This window comes from Clavibacter sp., from assembly GCF_014802555.1.
Lineage (GTDB): Bacteria > Actinomycetota > Actinomycetes > Actinomycetales > Microbacteriaceae > Clavibacter > Clavibacter sepedonicus.
In genome coordinates, this window is the sequence record NZ_JAAVCB010000083.1 from 1 (window position 1) to 18313 (window position 18313).

General features: G+C 71.8%; 20 protein-coding genes and 1 tRNA gene. 15 read left to right on the forward strand and 6 right to left on the reverse strand.

What is annotated here, in order from left to right:
- The 3 genes from HDR73_RS09705 to secA form a co-directional block, all read left to right on the forward strand.
- The coding region (locus HDR73_RS09705) for a ComF family protein (RefSeq protein WP_287136420.1) at positions 1–297 on the forward strand (297 nt) is incomplete at its 5' end.
- Between the two features lie 154 nt (positions 298–451).
- Entirely contained in the window at positions 452–1141 is a 690-nt protein-coding gene (hpf, locus tag HDR73_RS09710) for a ribosome hibernation-promoting factor, HPF/YfiA family (protein WP_041464363.1), read from the forward strand.
- Positions 1142–1340: 199 nt separating this feature from the next.
- On the forward strand, positions 1341–4163 hold the full coding sequence (gene secA / locus HDR73_RS09715; RefSeq protein WP_012298106.1) for a preprotein translocase subunit SecA: 2823 nt from the start codon (positions 1341–1343) through the stop codon (positions 4161–4163).
- Between the two features lie 113 nt (positions 4164–4276).
- Here the strand turns inward: secA and HDR73_RS09720 are convergent, their stop codons facing one another.
- Entirely contained in the window at positions 4277–4864 is a 588-nt protein-coding gene (locus HDR73_RS09720) for an Rv3235 family protein (protein ID WP_012298107.1), read from the reverse strand.
- A 206-nt stretch (positions 4865–5070) separates the two neighbouring features.
- Between HDR73_RS09720 and HDR73_RS09725 the strand changes: the two genes are divergently transcribed.
- The 4 genes from HDR73_RS09725 (at position 5071) to HDR73_RS09740 (ending at position 9488) form a co-directional block, all read left to right on the forward strand.
- The gene (locus tag HDR73_RS09725) at positions 5071–5676 is read left to right on the forward strand and encodes a hypothetical protein (protein WP_012298108.1); all 606 of its coding nucleotides are present in this window, start codon (positions 5071–5073) and stop codon (positions 5674–5676) included.
- 69 nt (positions 5677–5745) lie between these two features.
- Positions 5746–6384, forward strand: a complete 639-nt coding sequence (locus tag HDR73_RS09730; protein WP_012298109.1) for an SAF domain-containing protein — start codon at positions 5746–5748, stop codon at positions 6382–6384.
- 2 nt (positions 6385–6386) lie between these two features.
- A complete protein-coding gene (locus tag HDR73_RS09735; RefSeq protein ID WP_106408672.1) occupies positions 6387–7976 on the forward strand; it encodes a CpaE/TadZ family protein in 1590 nt (529 codons plus the stop codon).
- 9 nt (positions 7977–7985) lie between these two features.
- A complete protein-coding gene (locus HDR73_RS09740) occupies positions 7986–9488 on the forward strand; it encodes a sensor histidine kinase (protein WP_012298111.1) in 1503 nt (500 codons plus the stop codon).
- A gap of 97 nt (positions 9489–9585) precedes the next feature.
- Here the strand turns inward: HDR73_RS09740 and HDR73_RS09745 are convergent, their stop codons facing one another.
- The gene (locus HDR73_RS09745; protein ID WP_012037746.1) at positions 9586–9834 is read right to left on the reverse strand and encodes a WhiB family transcriptional regulator; all 249 of its coding nucleotides are present in this window, start codon (positions 9832–9834) and stop codon (positions 9586–9588) included.
- A gap of 245 nt (positions 9835–10079) precedes the next feature.
- Here HDR73_RS09745 and HDR73_RS09750 point away from each other — a divergent pair, with 245 nt between their 5' ends.
- The gene (locus HDR73_RS09750; RefSeq protein WP_041464364.1) at positions 10080–10511 is read left to right on the forward strand and encodes a hypothetical protein; all 432 of its coding nucleotides are present in this window, start codon (positions 10080–10082) and stop codon (positions 10509–10511) included.
- Positions 10512–10534: 23 nt separating this feature from the next.
- Here HDR73_RS09750 and bcp read toward each other — a convergent pair whose 3' ends face one another.
- A complete protein-coding gene (gene bcp / locus HDR73_RS09755; RefSeq protein WP_012298113.1) occupies positions 10535–11014 on the reverse strand; it encodes a thioredoxin-dependent thiol peroxidase in 480 nt (159 codons plus the stop codon).
- Between the two features lie 154 nt (positions 11015–11168).
- Between bcp and HDR73_RS09760 the strand changes: the two genes are divergently transcribed.
- The 5 genes from HDR73_RS09760 (at position 11169) to HDR73_RS09780 (ending at position 13844) form a co-directional block, all read left to right on the forward strand.
- Positions 11169–11244: transfer RNA gene (locus tag HDR73_RS09760), tRNA-Lys, on the forward strand.
- Positions 11245–11522: 278 nt separating this feature from the next.
- Positions 11523–12017, forward strand: a complete 495-nt coding sequence (locus HDR73_RS09765; RefSeq protein ID WP_012298114.1) for a CarD family transcriptional regulator — start codon at positions 11523–11525, stop codon at positions 12015–12017.
- Between the two features lie 124 nt (positions 12018–12141).
- On the forward strand, positions 12142–12372 hold the full coding sequence (locus HDR73_RS09770; RefSeq protein ID WP_012298115.1) for a hypothetical protein: 231 nt from the start codon (positions 12142–12144) through the stop codon (positions 12370–12372).
- Between the two features lie 215 nt (positions 12373–12587).
- Positions 12588–13355, forward strand: coding sequence for an HNH endonuclease family protein (locus HDR73_RS09775; RefSeq protein WP_012298116.1), 768 nt, complete (start codon positions 12588–12590; stop codon positions 13353–13355).
- 24 nt (positions 13356–13379) lie between these two features.
- Entirely contained in the window at positions 13380–13844 is a 465-nt protein-coding gene (locus HDR73_RS09780) for a hypothetical protein (protein ID WP_287136421.1), read from the forward strand.
- A 10-nt stretch (positions 13845–13854) separates the two neighbouring features.
- On the opposite strand, the gene HDR73_RS09785 is transcribed toward HDR73_RS09780, so the two are convergent.
- Complete coding sequence (locus HDR73_RS09785; protein WP_094169884.1) at positions 13855–15387, reverse strand: amino acid permease; 1533 nt, start codon at positions 15385–15387, stop codon at positions 13855–13857.
- Between the two features lie 96 nt (positions 15388–15483).
- Here HDR73_RS09785 and HDR73_RS09790 point away from each other — a divergent pair, with 96 nt between their 5' ends.
- Positions 15484–16050, forward strand: coding sequence for a hypothetical protein (locus tag HDR73_RS09790; protein WP_012298119.1), 567 nt, complete (start codon positions 15484–15486; stop codon positions 16048–16050).
- Between the two features lie 27 nt (positions 16051–16077).
- Here the strand turns inward: HDR73_RS09790 and HDR73_RS09795 are convergent, their stop codons facing one another.
- Positions 16078–17406, reverse strand: a complete 1329-nt coding sequence (locus HDR73_RS09795; RefSeq protein WP_012298120.1) for an MFS transporter — start codon at positions 17404–17406, stop codon at positions 16078–16080.
- A complete protein-coding gene (locus HDR73_RS09800) occupies positions 17403–17825 on the reverse strand; it encodes a MarR family winged helix-turn-helix transcriptional regulator (protein ID WP_012298121.1) in 423 nt (140 codons plus the stop codon). The genes HDR73_RS09795 and HDR73_RS09800 overlap by 4 nt, the downstream gene beginning before the upstream one ends.
- A gap of 186 nt (positions 17826–18011) precedes the next feature.
- On the opposite strand from HDR73_RS09800, the gene HDR73_RS09805 reads away from it, so the two are divergent.
- A complete protein-coding gene (locus tag HDR73_RS09805; protein WP_012298122.1) occupies positions 18012–18233 on the forward strand; it encodes a hypothetical protein in 222 nt (73 codons plus the stop codon).
- Positions 18234–18313: the final 80 nt, after the last annotated feature.

An 18313-nucleotide genomic window follows, 5' to 3' on the forward strand; every position in this document is an offset into this window, starting at 1 on the left:
CTCCGCGCCCCGGGCGTGCCGGGGCTTCGGCGCCACCCGCTCCGCTTCACCCGCCGCCCCGCCGACCAGGCCGGCCTCGGGGTCGCCGCCCGCGCGGCCAACGTCGACGGCTGCCTCGTGGCGCGCACCGATCTCGCCGGCCGCCAGATCCTCGTGGTCGACGACGTCCTCACCACCGGCGCCACCCTCCGCGAGACCTGCCGCGCCATCCGCGCCGCCGGCGGCGACGTCGTCGCGTGCGCGGTCCTCACCGCCGTCCCCGCCCGCTCCCGCGACGGACTGCCGCGCGCTCGCTGACCGACCCGTCGCTCCCTGTGCATCTCGGATGCGCTCGCGGTCCACCCGCCGGATGCCTCGCGCAGGCAGTTGCCCGAGGTCTAGGCTCGCCCGAAAGGCGTGAAAGTGATCGCCCTCTTCCAGCGGGCGACGCGTCATGATCTGGAGGTACGTCATGGACATCAACATCACCGGCCGCAACGCGGAGATCACCGACCGATTCCGCGTGTACGCCACCGAGAAAGCCGACAAGATCGTCCAGCTCGCCGAGAAGTCCATTTCTCTCGACATCAAGGTCTCGCGGCACAGCGAGAAGTCCGGCGGATCCGCCGGGGACGACCGCGTGGAGATCACGCTCGTGGGGCCCGGCCCCGTCATCCGCGCCGAGAGCAGCGCCGCCGACAAGTTCGCCGCCTTCGACCTCGCCCTCGGGCGCATGCTCGAACGGCTGCGCCGCGCCAAGGACAAGAAGAAGATCCACCGCGGCAACCACCGGCCCCTCTCGCTGCACGAGGCCGCGACGGACGGCTTCGCCCAGATCGACCTCGACCCGGCAGACGCCGAGCTCATCGAGCGCGTCAACGGCAAGAGCGTCGCGCCGGTCGACCAGCCCGTCGCCGAGGACGACTACTGCCCCGTGGTCATCCGCACCAAGGTCTTCCCGTCGCAGTCCATGACCGTCGACCAGGCGCTCGAGCACATGGAGCTCGTGGGCCACGACTTCTTCCTCTTCATCGACGCGGAGACCGACCGCCCGAGCGTCGTCTACCGCCGCAAGGGCTGGGACTACGGCGTCATCGGCCTGGCCGACGGCGAGCAGGAGCTCGCGGGAGCCGGAGCCGGCTCGCGGGCGCTCCGCCGCTGATCCCGTCCCTCCCCTCGAGGCCCCGCGCGCTCCGGCGCACGGGGCCTCGTGCATGGCGCCGGGTCCACGGGTCAGGGCGCTCCCGGGAAGGGCACCGGACGAGCCGGTACTATGGCGAAGCTCGTCGGCGGCGACATCCGCGCGCCGTCACGGCGGTCGTCGTCATCCGGCGCCCGCCCATCTACGCAGGGAGACACCGATGGCCTCAGTACTCGAGAAGGTCCTTCGCGTCGGCGAGGGGCGCACGCTCCGCAAGCTGCAGAACTACGCGAAGGCGGTGAACCAGCTCGAGGAGGACTTCACGCACCTCACCGACGAGGAGCTGAAGAATGAGACCGTCGAGCTGCGCGAGCGCCACGCCAACGGCGAGTCCCTCGACGACCTGCTGCCCGAGGCGTTCGCCGCCGTCCGCGAGGCCTCCCGCCGCACGCTCGGCCTCCGCCACTTCGACGTCCAGATCATGGGCGGCGCGGCCCTGCACCTCGGCAACATCGCCGAGATGAAGACCGGCGAGGGCAAGACCCTCGTCGCCACGCTGCCCGCGTACCTCAACGCCATCGCCTCGCGCGGCGTCCACGTCATCACGGTCAACGACTACCTCGCCAGCTACCAGAGCGAGCTCATGGGCCGCGTGTTCCGCGCCCTCGGCATGACCACCGGCGTGATCCTCGCGGGCCAGACCCCGCAGCAGCGCCGCGAGCAGTACGCCGCCGACATCACGTACGGCACGAACAACGAGTTCGGCTTCGACTACCTGCGCGACAACATGGCGTGGCAGGCGTCCGACATGGTCCAGCGCGGCCACTTCTTCGCCGTCGTCGACGAGGTCGACTCGATCCTCATCGACGAGGCCCGCACGCCGCTCATCATCTCCGGCCCGTCCGCCGGCGACGCGAACCGCTGGTTCACGGAGTTCGCGAACGTGGCCAAGCGCCTCGTCCCGGAGGTCGACTACGAGGTCGACGAGAAGAAGCGCACCGTCGGCGTGCTCGAGACCGGCATCGAGAAGGTCGAGGACCACCTCGGCATCGACAACCTGTACGAGTCGGCGAACACCCCGCTCATCTCGTTCCTCAACAACTCGATCAAGGCCAAGGCCCTGTTCAAGAAGGACAAGGACTACGTCGTCATGAACGGCGAGGTGCTCATCGTCGACGAGCACACGGGGCGCATCCTCATGGGCCGCCGCTACAACGAGGGCATCCACCAGGCCATCGAGGCCAAGGAGGGCGTCGCGGTCAAGGCCGAGAACCAGACCCTCGCCACCGTCACGCTGCAGAACTACTTCCGCCTCTACAAGAAGCTCTCCGGCATGACCGGAACGGCCGAGACCGAGGCCGCCGAGTTCATGAGCACCTACAAGCTCGGCGTCGTCCCCATCCCCACGAACCGGCCCATGCAGCGCAAGGACCAGTCCGACCTCATCTACAAGAACGAGAAGGCGAAGTTCGAGCAGGTCGTCGAGGACATCGCGGAGCGTCACGCGGCGGGCCAGCCCGTCCTCGTCGGCACCACGAGCGTCGAGAAGAGCGAGTACCTCTCCAAGCTCCTCGCGAAGAAGGGCGTGCGCCACGAGGTCCTCAACGCGAAGAACCACGCGCGTGAGGCCGCCATCGTCGCGCAGGCCGGTCATCTGGGATCCGTCACGGTCGCCACCAACATGGCCGGCCGCGGCACCGACATCATGCTCGGCGGCAACGCGGAGTTCCTCGCGGTCGCCGCCATGAACGCGCGCGGACTCAGCCCCGTCGAGACCCCGGAGCAGTACGAGACCGAGTGGGACGACGTGTTCGCCCAGGTCAAGGCCGAGGTGGACGAGGAGGCGGCCAAGGTCATCGAGGCCGGCGGCCTCTACGTCCTCGGCACCGAGCGCCACGAGTCCCGCCGCATCGACAACCAGCTCCGCGGGCGTTCCGGCCGCCAGGGCGACCCCGGCGAGAGCCGCTTCTACCTGTCGCTCACCGACGACCTCATGCGGCTGTTCAACAACGGCGCCGCCGCGAGCCTCATGGGGCGCGACAGCGTCCCGGACGACGTGGCCATCGAGTCCAAGGTCGTGAGCCGGGCCATCCGCAGCGCGCAGGGCCAGGTCGAGGCGCGCAACGCCGAGATCCGCAAGAACGTCCTCAAGTACGACGACGTCCTCAACCGCCAGCGCGAGGCCATCTACGGCGACCGCCGCCACATCCTCGAGGGCGACGACCTCCAGGAGCGCTCGCAGCGCTTCCTCGAGGCCGTGATCGACGACGTGCTCGACTCGCACATCGGCGAGGGCAACGGCGACGACTGGGACTTCGACGCCCTCTGGACCGAGCTCAAGACGCTGTACCCGATCTCCATCACGATCGACGAGGTCATCACGGAGGCCGGCAGCAAGGGCCGCGTCAACCGCGACTTCGTCCGCCGCGAGATCCTCTCCGACGCGAAGCTCGCCTACTCGAAGCGCGAGGAGCAGCTCGGCGAGGCCGCCATGCGCGAGCTCGAGCGTCGCGTGGTGCTCTCGGTCATCGACCGACGCTGGCGCGAGCACCTCTACGAGATGGACTACCTCAAGGACGGCATCGGCCTCCGGGCCATGGCGCAGCGCGACCCGCTGGTCGAGTACCAGCGCGAGGGCTTCGCGCTCTTCCAGCAGATGATGGGCGCCATCCGCGAGGAGACCGTCGGGTTCCTCTTCAACCTCGAGGTCGAGGTGCAGGCCCCCGCCGACGCCGAGTCCGTGGGCCCGCGCATCCAGGCGAAGGGCCTCGCCGCGAACCAGGCCACGGCGGACAAGCTCCGCTACACCGCTCCCACGGACGACGGTGGTGTCGAGGTCCGCAACCAGCGCGGCCAGATCGAGAAGGCGGCGACGGCCAAGGCCCAGAAGGACCAGCAGGCGGAGGACGCCGTCCTGGTCGGCGAGGACGAGCCGGAGACCCCGCAGGGCCCGCCCGCGCGCGGCGCATTCGGCCAGCCGACCGGTGCATCGTCCGCTCCGCAGAACCGCGAGGAGCGCCGCAAGGCCGACCGGCGCAAGTAGGACCCCCGGGGCGACGGGTCTCCCGTCGTCCCGGGTCCGACCGCATACGCCGACAGCACGACGAAGGGCGCATCTCCCGCGGGAGATGCGCCCTTCGTCGTGTCGGGGGCGGGCTACAGCACGTTGATGGCCGTTGCGCGCCACCGCCGGTCGAGGCCCTCGAGCCGGATGGCGACGGCGCGGGCTCGTGCCCGTCCGTGGACCACGATCACGGCCTCGATGACGCCGTCGCGGGGCGAGAACGACGTGACCGTGCCGATGGTGAACACCGGCCGCGTCACCGACTGCCCCTTCGCGCGACGGGCACGAGCGCTGAGGACCACGCGCTTGAGGAGGTGGCGGTACACGTCATCGCTGACCCACCGTGCGATCTGGTCGAGTTCCCGGGCTCCCGCGAGGATCTCGATGACGCACCGCGTGAGGTTCTCGAGCAACGGACCGGACGGGGGGAGGTCCTGGCTGCTGCAGGGCTGCCGCCCGAAGAAGTAGTCGACGTCGAAGCGCTTGCGCACGGTGCCCCGCACCGTGGCGGTCGGGGCGGGCGCGGCGGCGGACGACGAACCGACCGCTGCGCTCGTCGCCTGCGATTGCGTGGATGCGGGCTTCCGAGCACCGGACCGACGAGTCGGGGCGCCCTCGGCGTTCCTGGCGACGGCGCTCCGACGGTCAGGGAGATCCTCCCGTGGCACTGCTTCACTCATGCGTCACTCCCATCCCGGTGCTCCCCCCGATCGGGGGACCACGATGACTGGTCAACTGTGACATCGCGAGAGGCTCGGCGCACGTCCAGTGCACAAGATGTGGAGAACTGAGAGCGGATCTCAAGGAAGGGACCCAAGGTGACCCGGATGTACCAGCCCTCCCCGCCGCCGCCTCGCTCCATCCGCAAGCCGGGGTCCGGCGACCGATGAGGTGGGAGAACCTCTTCGACGACCTCGAGGGCCAGTGGGAGACGGCGCGGCTCGCCGAGGAGCGGGACCAGCGCGCCGAGGAGGAGCGCGTGCGCGTCGCGCGCACCGTCATGCGCGACCGCCTGAGGGCGCTCATCTCACCCGACCAGGCGAGGCCGCTGCGCCTGTCGCTGTCGGACGGGACCTGGATCGACCTCCGCGCCAAGGTGCTCGGACGCGACTGGCTGTCGGGGGAGCTGACGGTCCCGGGCGACGCGCCTTCGCCTGAGGAGCGGGCGTGCATCCTCCCCATCGCGTCCATCAACGCGCTCGCCCTGGACCGCGAGCAGGCGCGGTCGAGCCTCGCGCCCGTCTCGGAGCTGCCGCCGGAGCGCGGCATCGTCGACCGGATCGGGCTGCCATTCGTCCTGCGCGACCTCTGCAGGCGTCGTGCGCGCGTCGAGCTGCGGCTCCGTGACACCGTCATCGGCGGCACGCTGGATCGCGTCGCCCGCGACCACGTCGACATCGCGGTCCACGAGGCGGGCACCCCTCGGCGGGAGTCAGCCGTCTCGGGGTACCGGCTGGTGCCCCTCGCGGGGATCGTCCTCGTCCGCGTCTGACCGCCCGTCGCGCGGGACCATGTGGACAACGCGCGACGCCCGCGAGCGCCGTCCCCGACATTGACCGGCATGCCTCCCACCCCTCGTCCCGCGCGTCCGGCGCGCCGTCCCGTCTGGTTGGATCCCCGCTTCGTCGTCGGGCTCGTACTGGTCCTCGTGTCCACGGGCGGCGTCGTCGCGCTCCTGCGCTCCGCCGACTCCTCGGTGGTCGTCATGGCCGCGGCGTCCGCCCTCGACGCGGGGACGACGGTCCATGCCTCCGACCTCGTGCCCGTGCGCGTCCGCATCGACGGCGCCGCCGACCACTACGTCTCCCCGGACTCCGCCGACGGGCTCGTCGTCACGCGCTTCGTGGGAGCGGGTGAGCTGGTCCCGCGGTCATCGCTCTCCTCGGCGGACGCGCGCACCACCGCATCGGTCGTCATCCCCACGTCCGCGGGCGCCGACCACCTCGTCGCACCGGGCACCGTCGTCGACATCTGGGCTGCCGCGGTCAAGGGCTCCGGCACGAACGCCTACGACGCGCCGCGCGTCATCGTCTCGGGGGCCACCGTCGCCCAGGTCATCCGGCCCGAGGGCTTCGTCGCGGATCAGGACCACACGCAGGTGCAGCTGACCGTGCCGCGTGAGGACGTGGCGGCGGTCCTCGCATCCACGGACGCAGGGGACCAGATGTCGCTCGTGCCCGTCGGCGACGCGGGGGCCTGAGGGTGGCGTCCCTCATCCTCGCCCTCCCGCCCCGAGTGGAGGACGCCCTCCTCCGCGACGTCGTCGAGGCAGGCCACGCGGTCCTCGCTCGCGTCACGGGCGGGGCGGAGGTGGTCGCCGCGGTCCAGGCGACGACGATCGACCCCCTGCACCTGGTCATCGCCGCGTCTCCCGCCACGCTCGACCGCGACGTGCTCGCGGCGCTCGACGATCGGGGCGCGCGAGCCGTCGCGGTGGCGTCGAGCGAGGCCGACCGCCGCAATGCGCAGGCGCTCGGACACCATGAGGTCGTGGATGAAGGCGCCACCTGGCGCGAGATCGAGGAGCTGCTGCTCTCGGTGCGCCCGCTCGGGGCGGCCGGCGGCACGGCTTCCGGCGTCCGACGCGCGGACGCCGTCGCCGCGCACCTGGAGATCGCTCCACCCGAGCACGGCGACCCGGGCGATTCACGCGATCGGGCTCGGCTCCCCGAGGCCGGGACCCGACGGTCGGCCCACGGGTCCGACGTCCGCGCAGATCCGTCGAGCGGCCGGGACGGAACCGATGGCTCCTCACGCCCCGGGACGAGCTCCCGCACGCGACCGGAGCGGGACCGCCGGGCTCGACCGCTGCGAGCGCGTCTCGGCCTCGCCCGACGCCCGCGCGTGCCGGCCCCGGTCGTCCGGGAGCAGGAGCCGGACGACGGACGGGAACGGATCGGCCGGGTGATCGCCGTCCGGGGTCCGCAGGGCGCTCCGGGCCGGACCACGACCGCGCTGGCCATCGCGGGCGAGGTCGCCGCGGCGGGTCGATCGGCCGTGCTGGTCGACGCCGACGTCCACGGCGGCACGGTGGCCGCGACGCTCGGTCTGCTGGACGAGGCGCCGGGCTTCGCCGCCGCCTGCCGCCTGGCTGCGGCCGACAGCCTCACCGTGGAGGAGCTGGAGCGGATCGCCCAGCACCACCCGTCGACGCGGGCGCCGGGGTTCTCGGTCCTGACCGGCATCTCGCGCCCGGACAGGTGGCCGGAGCTCGCGGAGGGGAGGGTCTCCGCCGTGCTGCAGGCGTGCCGGGGCTGGCGCGACTACACGGTGGTCGACGCGTCCTTCAACCTGGAGGACGACGAGGAGATCTCGAGCGACATGTTCGCGCCCCGCCGCAACGCGGCCACGCACGCGGTGCTGCGCGGTGCGGATCACGTCGTCGCCGTCGTCTCCGCCGACACGGTGGGCCTCTCGCGCTTCTTCCGCGCGTACGTGCAGCTCCTCGAGATCGTCGACCCGTCGCGCGTCTCCGTGCTCGTGAACCGGGTGCGCCCCAGCGCAGGGGGCTGGGACGCCGCGGGCCAGGTGCGACGCACCCTGTTCCGGTTCGGCAGCGTCGAGGCGGTGGGGTACGTCCCCGAGGACCGGGAGTCGCTCGACGCCGCGGTGCTCGCCGGCGCGACTCTCCGCGACATAGCGCCGCGGTCGCCCGCGCTCGTCGAGTGGTCGCGTTTCACCCGCACGACGCTCCTGCCTCCTGAGGACGCGCCGCGGCGGGTTCGTCGCGCGGCCGGCTCCCGCCGTCGCGGCGCCGATCGCGCGGGGGAGGAGCGCGCCCGGCCCGCATAGGCTGTAGCCGTGTCCACGCTCAGCGATCTCGTGCATGCCCAGGGTCTGTCCTCCGACGCGGATGTCGAGTGGCTCCACCTCCTCGTCGGCGACTGGCAGCTCCTCGCCGACCTGGCGTTCGCGGACATCGTCCTGTGGGTCCCGACAGTGAGCGGCAGCTTCGTCGCCGTCGCACACGCCCGGCCGTCGAGCTCGGCCACGCTGTTCTACCGCGACTTCGTGGGGCAGCCCATCAAGGCGGAGTGGCGCAAGCAGGTCACGGACGCGCACGAGACCGCCCGCATCATCGACTCGTCCGCGCCGGACTGGTACGAGGAGACGCCGACCCGCGTGCGCGCGGTGCCGGTGCTGCGTCGCCTGGCCCAGGGCAGTCCCGAGGTCACGGACACGCCCATCGCCGTGATCACGCGGCATACCAACCTCAGCGAGACGCGGACTCCGAGCCGTCAGGAGCTGACGTTCAACGAGTGCGCCAACGACCTCTTCGCGATGATCGCCGACGGTGACTTCCCCGACCTCGGTTCGCCGACCGGTCCTCGGCGGGGGGCGCCTCGCGCCTCCGACGGCCTGCTGCGTCTCGACGTCGACGGCATCACTACATTCGCGAGCCCCAACGCCCTGAGCGCGTTCAACCGCATGGGCTTCTCCGAGGAGCTCGAGGGGGAGTCCCTGGCCGACGCCACGTCCAGCCTGCTCACCGGCAAGCGGCTGACCGTCGACGAGTCGCTGGCGCTCATCGTCGCCGGTCGCGCGCCGTGGCGGACCGACATCGAGTCGCGAGGCGTCACCGTGTCGCTCCGTGCGATCCCGATCCGCAGCCACGGCGAGCGGGTCGGCGCGGTCGTCCTCTGCCGCGACGTGACGGAGCTGCGCCACCAGGAGCGCGAGCTGATCACCAAGGACGCGACGATCCGCGAGATCCACCACCGGGTCAAGAACAACCTGCAGACGGTCGCGAGCCTCCTGCGGATCCAGGCCCGCCGGTCGCACACGGAGGAGGCGCGCGAGGCTCTCGGTCACGCGCAGCGCCGGGTGGGCGCCATCGCCGTGGTGCACGACACGCTCAGCGAGGGGCTCAACCAGAACGTCGACTTCGACGCGGTGTTCGACCGGGTCCTCCTGCTCATCGCGGAGGTCGCCTCCGCGCACAACACGCGGGTGCACCCGAAGATCCTGGGCAGCTTCGGCGTGCTGCCGAGCGCCTACGCGACGCCGCTCGCCCTCGCGCTCACCGAGCTCGTGACCAACGCCGTGGAGCACGGCCTGGCCGGGCGCTCGGGCGAGGTGGCCATCGAGGCCGCGCGCACCGAGGAGACGCTCACCGTCAGCGTCCGCGACGACGGCGTGGGGCTGCCCGAGGGCAAGGTCGGGACGGGGCTCGGCACGCAGATCGTTCGGACGCTCATCCAGGGCGAGCTCAGCGGCACGATCGACTGGCACACGCTCATGGGCAGCGGCACCGAGGTGACCATCGAGGTGCCGCTGCGCTGGCTGGCGCCCGTCACGGCCTGATCCGTACCCCGACGGGCCGTCGTTCGTGCCGGGGGACGACGAGAGCCGGGCAGCCCGTGGGCGGCCCGGCTCTCGTCGGTGGTGCGTGGTGCGTGCGTCAGCTGGCGCGGCGGGCGCGTGCCGCGCGGCGCTTGAGGGCGCGGCGCTCGTCCTCGCTGAGCCCGCCCCAGACGCCCGAGTCCTGACCGGTCTCGAGGGCGTACTGCAGGCACATCTCGGTGACGGAGCAGCGGCCGCAGACGGCCTTGGCCTTGTCGATCTGATCGACGGCCGGGCCGGTGTTCCCCACGGGGAAGAACAGCTCGGGGTCCACAGTCAGGCAGGCTGCCTTGTCACGCCAGTCCATAGGGGTGCTCCTCAGGTCGGTACTCGTTGCACGGCGGATCTGCCGCGGGATGGGGGTGGGGCGAGGCGTCCGGGAACTGCATCGGGACGGGGCACGTGGCCCCTCCTCGTGAGATGCTCAGCTTCAGGGAGGCGTCCCTTGTAAGCTCGGTTCCGGATCTGCTCACCACCCTGTGAACGAACTCGACCTCGAATATCGTCGCATAGAGCCAACGATCAATCAATAGCTTTGTATGGGAACGTGCTGTGACCGGAACCGGTGATGCCCTCGATCCGCGCCAGCCCGCGGACGGACCCCGCCGATCTGCCGCCGTGATCCTCCTCACGGTGCTCGTCGCGCTCGAGGCGCTGGGCATGGCGGGTGTCACCGCGCTCCTGGTCGTCGACCTGCTGACCTCGACGCCGTCGTCGCTGGCCAGCGCCGTCGCGCTGATCGCCCTGGCCGCGCTCGCGGCCGTGTTCCTGGGCGCCGTCGTCCGCGGGATCCTGCGGGGACGCAGCTGGGTCCGGCCGGCGGCCGTGACGTGGCAGGTGCTGCAGATCGCCGTCGGGGCGGGCAGCCTCCAGGGCGCGGACGCGCGTCAGGACCTCGGGTGGGGCCTCATCGTGCCGTCCGTCCTCGTGATCGTGCTGTTGTTCACGAGGTCCGTGCTCCTCGCCACGCGTCGTCGCGACTGAGCCGGACGACGCGTGCGCGGGCGTCAGGCGTCGACGCCGAGCTTTTTGCGCAGCGACGCCACGTGCCCCGTCGCCTTGACGTTGTAGAGGGGGAGGGTGACGCGTCCCTCGCCGTCCACGACGACGGTGGAGCGGATCACGCCGGTGACCTTCTTGCCGTAGAGCGACTTCTCGCCGTACGCGGCGTAGGCGCGGTGCACCTCGAGGTCGGGGTCCGACAGGAGTGTGAAGCCGAGGCCCTGCTCCTCGCGGAACCGGGCGAGGTCCTCCTGGGGGTCCTTCGAGATGCCGAGTACGCGATAGCCGGCGCCCTGGAGGGAGTCCATGCTGTCCCGGAAGTCGCACGCCTGCGTCGTGCATCCGGGTGTGCCGGCGGCAGGGTAGAAGCGGACGATGACGTCCTGGCCGCGGAGGTCCGACAGGGTGACGGGCGAGCCGTCCTGGTCCGGGAGCGTGAAGTCGGGGGCGGGCTGCCCCTTCTCGAGGCGGGTGGTCTCGGTCATGGGGGAGCTTCTCGTTCGGGGATGTCGACGACCATGCTAGGGCCGGCCGCCCGATGCCCGGCCGGGAGCTCCACGGCGTCGATTCGCGTCGGCCCGCGGCGTGGTGCTAGTGTCATCTCTCGGTCCGGTACCCAGAACGACAGGGTCCTCACCTGCACCTCTAGCTCAATTGGCAGAGCAACTGACTCTTAATCAGTGGGTTCTCGGTTCAAGTCCGAGGGGGTGCACCACACGCTCCACGTCGGAGCAGCTCAGCCGGGGGCGTCCTGCTCCGCGATCGATCACGTCGATGGTCGCCGGAGAACCGTGAGAGAATACCGGTCGGACCATCACCGCGGACGCCCCTAGCGGAGCGCCGCGGCGGCCGGTGATCTCGGTGCACCGGCCACGCACCACGACCACGCCCATGGCGTGCGTCGCGGCGCGGGACGTCGGCGCCCACGCGGCTGAGCATGCGCGTGCGCGACATCTCCGGCACACATCTCGAGGGATCGAAGGACAGTACTACATGATTTTCGAAGTAGGGGAGACCGTCGTGTACCCCCACCACGGCGCAGCCACGATCACCGCGGTCAAGACCCGCACCATCAAGGGGGTCGACAAGAAGTACATCACCCTCCAGATCCACCAGAGCGAGCTGGTGATCGACGTGCCTGTCGACAACGCCGAGCTCGTCGGGCTGCGCGACGTCATCGACAGCTCCGGCGTGGAGGCCGTCTTCGACGTGCTCCGCGGCGACGTCGAGGAGGAGGCCGGCAACTGGTCGCGCCGCTTCAAGGCCAACACCGAGAAGATGGGGTCCGGCGACGTGCGCCGCGTCAGCGAGGTCGTCCGCGACCTGTGGCGCCGCGACCAGGACTCGGGCGTCTCGGCCGGCGAGAAGCGGATGCTGGCCAAGGCTCGCCAGATCCTCGTCTCGGAGCTCGCGCTCGCGCAGAAGTCGACCGACGAGGAGGCGTCCGTCGTCCTCGACGGCGTCCTCGCGCAGAGCATCTCCGCCTGACCCCTCCGACGCGCCCTCCCGGGTCCGTCACCGCCGACGGGCGGTCCCTCGTCAACGAGGGACCGCCCGTCGGCGCATCCGGGGTGCCCGTCGGTCGGTGGTGCGACCGGCGTAGGGTGCGAGCATGCGCGAACACCCCGAGCGACCCGACCACGACGGCCCCCTCGAGCAGAACCCCCTCCAGCCCGCGCATGGCGGTCTGCGGATCTGGATCTACGTGATCGCCGCGGTCGTCGTGATCGCCGTCGTCGCCTTCGCGCTCGTGCGCTTCGCGACCGCGGGGCAGAACACGCCGGGCCCGTCGTCGCTGGGGGCCGTCCTCCATCTGGCCGGGGCCGCGCGCGCCCTGATCTGATCCGGCTCCGCTGGGCCCGCCGTCATGCGGCGCAGCTGGCGGCCAGCCGACGCCTCCTCCCCGAGACGATGCCGTCCTCGTCCCCCACGAAGTGCTCGACGGGCCGCGGATCCGACGCCGCGCTCGTGTGACCATGCCCTCGGGACGGGGGTGCGATGGGTGACAGAACATGGCGGCGCGGGAGTCCGGGGCGGCGAGCGGGACGGCGCGCGCTCGTGCGCATCCTGCGCACGAGGCGTGAGGCGGTCCGCGCGCTCCTCGTGGCCGTGGCCGTCGTCGTCGTGCTCGCCGCGGTCGTCGTGGGCGCGCGCGAGGCGGCCCTCGGTCCGGACTCGGGCAGCGGGCGCCTCAGCGCCGAGGTCCCGGACGGCGCCGTCGTCCGCACGCTCGCCGGCGCGGGCCTCGTGGGGGACGGCCGCATCGACCTGGCGGCCGCACGCGGGATGACCGACGCCATCCCCGCGGACGGCCGCGAACGTCATCCGCGCTACGACCGCGATGCGTTCGGCCCGGCCTGGGCGGACACCGACGGGAACGGATGCGACCAGCGCGACGACGTGCTCGTGCGGGACCTCGCACGTGCGTCCTCCTCGCCGGCCGACCCGGGCTGCACGGTGGTCGCGGGGCACCTGGACGATGTCTACACGGGGCGCGGCATCGACTTCACGCGCGGTCCGCGGACGAGCGCGGCCGTGCAGATCGACCACCTGGTGCCGCTGTCCTGGGCCTGGCAGCACGGGGCGTGGTCGTGGACCGACGAGCGACGCGAGCGCCTCGCCACCGACCTCGACGAGCTGCAGGCGGTCGACGGTCCCACCAACCAGGACAAGTCGGACCAGGGGCCGGGCACGTGGCTCCCGCCGGACGCGGCCTACCGGTGCCTCTACGTCACCCGATTTGCCTTCATCGTGAGCCGGTACGGCCTGTCGATCGACGACGCGGATCGGAGCGCCATCGACCGCGTCCTCCAGGCCTGCGCGTGAGGCGCATCCCGTCGGGCGGTGTCGGTGCGCGCGCGTACGCTCGGCTCGACGCGGCCGGGCGTCGACGCGGGCGCGGGGTCCGGGTCGGACGACCCCGAGGGGATCCGCATGTGGAGCAAGCAGAGCGGCGACGCGACCGGCGCGATCACGCCGGTGCCGGAGCATCCCCACGCCCACCCCGTGCGCGGCGCGTGGCTCGTCCGCGTGGGCGACGGTCCGGCCCTGGGCTGGGTGCTGCGTCATCGGGCCGACCTCGCGGCCCCCTTCTCCTACGAGGTCTACGCGTGCGGCCTGGGATCCGACGGGCTGCGGGTGTGGGTCCAGCGGCGCGAGAGCCTCAACGCCGCGGTCGCCTGGGTCATGCAGCACGACGCGGAGCTGCTGGCGTACGGGCGGCGGCTGCGGCCGGATCCGGCGCAGCCTGCCGCCCGAGGGGACGAGGACGCCGCCGCCCCCGGGGAGGGGGACGGCGGCGTCGGGTCGCGCTGACGGGCGCCGGTCAGCGCTTCCGCTGGTCGGCCGCGTCGCGACCGGTGACGGGGAACGGGCCGGTGATGCCCTCGCGCACGCGGGCGATCTCGAGGATCCGGTCGCGCTGCAGGTACCAGCCCACGACCAGCAACGGGATGATGATCACGAGCGAGGCGACCGTGAGCGTGCCGATCGGCCAGTCGACGGCCATGAGCACGAGCACGCTGACGAGGAACGCGAGCGTGAGCCACGACGTGACGGGCGCGCCCGGCAGGCGGAACGTGGGCTCCTTCGCCTTGCCCTGCTTCGCCCAGGTGCGCAGGCGCATCTGGCACAGGATGATGGTCGCCCAGCCCGCCACGATGCCGAGCGCCGCGACGTTCAGCACGATCTCGAACGCCTGCTTCGGCACGAGGGCGTTGAGGCCGACGCCGAGCAGCGTGATGGAACCGGTGAGCATGATGCCGCCGAACGGCACGCCGCCCTTCGACATGACGGTCGTGAACTTGGGCGCGGATCCGTTCATGCCCATGGAGTGGAGCACGCGGCCCGTGCTGTAGAGACCCGCGTTGAGGCTCGACATGGCGGCCGTGAGCACGACGAAGTTCATGACGGAGCCGGCGATGGCGCCGACCTCGGGCGACCCGAGGCTGGAGAAGAACGTGACGAACGGGCTCTGGTCGGCGCTGTACGCCGTGTAGGGGAGCAGGAGCGAGAGCAGCACGATGGATCCGACGTAGAAGATCGCGATGCGGAAGACGACCGAGTTGATGGCGCGGGGGATGACCTTCTCCACGTCCTGCGTCTCGCCGCTCGCGGTGCCGACGAGCTCGATGGCGGCGTAGGCGAAGACGACGCCCTGCACGACCAGCACCACGGGGACGAGGCCCTGCGGGAAGATCCCGCCGTTCTGCTGGAGGACGGTCCACCCGGTCTGCACCTCGGCGCCGCCGACGGTGACGGGGAAGCTCCAGGCGAGCCACACGATGCCGACGATGAGGAAGACGACGAGGGCCGCGACCTTCACGAGCGCGAACCAGAACTCCATCTCGCCGAAGACCTTCACGGCCACGAGGTTGAGCGCGAGCACGACGGCCAGGGCGATGAGGGCGAGCAGCCACTGCGGAGCCGCGGTGAACGCCGACCAGTAGTGCATGTAGAGCGCCACGGCGGTCACGTCGACGATCGCGGTGGTCGCCCAGTTGAGGAAGTACATCCATCCGGCGGCGTAGGCGAACTTCTCGCCGTAGAACTCGCGGGCGTAGGAGATGAAGGACCCGGAGCTCGGGCGGTGCAGCACCAGCTCGCCGAGCGCGCGGAGGATGAAGAAGGCGAAGACGCCGCAGATGAGGAAGACGATCGCGAGGGCGGGGCCCGCGGAGGCCAGCCGACCGCCTGCTCCGAGGAAGAGACCGGTGCCGATCGCGCCGCCGATGGCGATCATCTGGAGCTGGCGGGGTTTCAACCCGTGCTGGTAGCCCTCCTGCTCGTGGCTGAAGTCCTGCGCCACGAAAGTCGGATCGGGCGTGACGGTGCTGCGGTCGCTCTCGCTTCGTGTCATTCGAATACGGTAGTGGTATGGGGCGTTCGCCCTGGCACCCGCGTCGATCGACTTCCGTGGGGCAGATCACCCGTGATAGGCGCCGAGGAGGCTCGCATGGCCCGCACGCACAGCCCCGCACGCCGGATCCGATCGTGGGCGCCCGTGATCGCGGCGGCGGCGGGAGCGCTCGTGCTCGCCGGGTGCACGACGGATCCGGGGCAGCCCGAGCCCGAGGCGACGACGCCCGCGGCCAGCGCGACCCCTGACGCGGGAGCGGCTCCCGGCGGCACCGCGAGCCCCGAGCCGACCGTGACGCGTGCCCCCGGCCCGCCGACCGAGGACGAGCTCGCCACCTGCTCGACGCTCGCCCAGGTGCTGCCCGACTCCACCAAGCTCGTGCAGGCGCTCGGCGACGGGAAGGCGGTGGATCCGACCCTCCTCGACCGCGTCAAGCAGGGCGACGCGGCCCTCGCCGGCATGGCCCCGGAGAACATGAAGCCGCTCGTCGCCTCGTTCTCGACGATCGTCGACGAGCTGGAGGCGCTGCGCACGGGAGCCGACACGGACGGGGCGTCGCTCGACACCGGGCAGTACCTGCGGGCGACGAGCGCGTTCCTCGACTACTGCCTCGACGACGTCGGCTACGTGCCGCCGACCGCGACGCCCGCTCCCGCGCCCTGAGGCCGGGCCGGGCGGCTGCGCGCCGCGTCAGGTGCGGCGGGCGACGGCCTCGTCCGCCTCGATGTCCTCGCGCGCGTCCTCGCGACGGTCGCGTCCGTCGCCGTCGTGCGTGACGAGCAGGTGCGGCGTGCGGTGGATCCGGTAGGAGACGCGCAGGTGCCGGTGCAGCACGAGCCACGCGATGGCGATGAGGGCGGCGACGATGCCGCTCGCCGCGCCCACCATGAGGGCGGCGCGCGGGCCCCACGTGTTCGCGACCCAGCCCACGATCGGCGCGCCGAGCGGGGTGCCGCCGACAAAGATCGCCATGTAGACGGCCATCACCCGGCCGCGCATGCGCGGCTCCACCGTGAGCTGCACGGTGCTGTTGGCGCTCGTCATGAGGGTCTGCGAGACGACGCCCACGATCACGAGCGCCCCGGCGAAGAGCAGGTAGGTGGGCGCGATCGCGGCCAGCCCGGTCGCGATGCCGAAGAGCGCGGCGCCCACGAACACCAGGCGGATGCGGGGTCGCTCGCGGCGGGCCGACAGCAGGGCGCCCGCGACGGATCCCACGGCGAGGCTCGACGAGAGCAGCCCGAACTCGGTGGCCCCCTTGCCGAACTCGACGCTCGCCATGGTGGAGGTGAAGATCGGGAAGTTGTAGCCGAACGCGCCGACGAGGAACACGATCACGAGGATCACCATGATGTCGGGACGCCCGCCGATGTAGCGGAAGCCCTCGCGCAGCTGGCCGCGGGAGCGCGCGACGCGCTCCGGACGGCGGAGCTCGCCGACGCGGAGGCGCGTGAGCGCGAACAGCACCGCGATGAAGCTCACGGCGTTGAGGAGGAAGACCCAGCCGGTGCCGACGCCCGCGATGAGGACGCCCGCGACGGCCGGCCCGATCATGCGCGCCGCGCTGAAGGACGCCGAGTTCAGGGCGACCGCGTTGGAGAGGTCGTCGTCGGAGACGAGCTCGGAGACGAAGGACTGGCGGGCGGGGGCGTCGAGCGCCGAGGCGACGCCGAGGAGGAGCGCGAAGAGGTAGACGTGCCAGAGCTCGGCGCGTCCCGAGAGCACGACCAGGCCGAGTCCGAGGCCGAGGACCGCCATGGCGCCCTGGGTGATCATCAGCACGCGGCGCTTGTCGTAGCGGTCCGCGATGAGGCCCGCGTAGGGGGAGAGCAGGAGCATGGGGCCGAACTGCAGCGCCATGACGATGCCGACCGCGGTCGCGTCATAGCGGGTGAGCTCGGTGAGGACGATCCAGTCCTGGGCGGTGCGCTGCATCCACGTGCCGACGTTCGAGACGAGGGCGCCAGCGAACCAGATGCGGTAGTTCGGGGCGCGGAGGCTCCGGAAGACGGCGCTCACGCGGCGGCCATGCGGCCGAGGAGGGAAGCGGCCTCGGCGAGGGTGGCGCGCTCGGCGGCGGTGAGCTCGCCGAGGCGGAGGGAGAGCCAGGCGTTCCGCTGCCGGCGGGTCTCCTGCACGACCGTGCGTCCGGCGTCGGTGATGGAGACCGTGACGCGACGGCCGTCGTCGGGGGCGGGGGAGCGCTCGGCGTATCCCGCCTCGACGAGGCAGTTGACCGTGCGGTTCATGCTCGGGGCGGTGACGCGCTCGATCTCCGCGAGGCGGCCGGGGCTCGTCGGCCCGTCGCGGAGGAGCAGGGCCAACACGACGAACTGGCTGTCGCTCAGCTCGTGGTCGGCCTTCTCGGCGCGCAGGCGACGCGCGAGGCGCATGACGCCGGCGCGCAGGCTCTGGCTGAGGTCGGGGGAGTCGGACATGTGCTTAGGCTAGCTCATTAGTCCGGCTAACGAGTCCAGGGCGGATGACGGGATCCTGCGACGGCGCAGCAGCCGGACAGGGGCGAGGGCGTCGGCGGCCCGGGCGGGCAGGATGGAGGGGACGTCGCCGGCCGCGATGCACCCGCGACGACGCGGGCACCGGCCGCGGCCAGAGGAGGCACGGACATGACCCATCACGACGGCACGGCCGACGCGCACGACGACGACGAGAAGCTCGGCGGCGAGGGCACGATCCCCGCGGGCACGACGGGCGTCGCGGCCGGCCACGACGGCGGGAACGACCACTTCGAGCCCGAGGAGGACACGCCGCACCCCGCTGACGAGGACGGCGACGGCACCGCGGCTAGCTGTAGTTCCTCGGGAGGTTGTGAACGCTGGGGCGGATAGCGAAGACCTCCGGGACGATGTGAGTTACCAAGCACACGTCATCACCGGAGGTCTTCGTGACTCACGCTAATGCCCCGTTC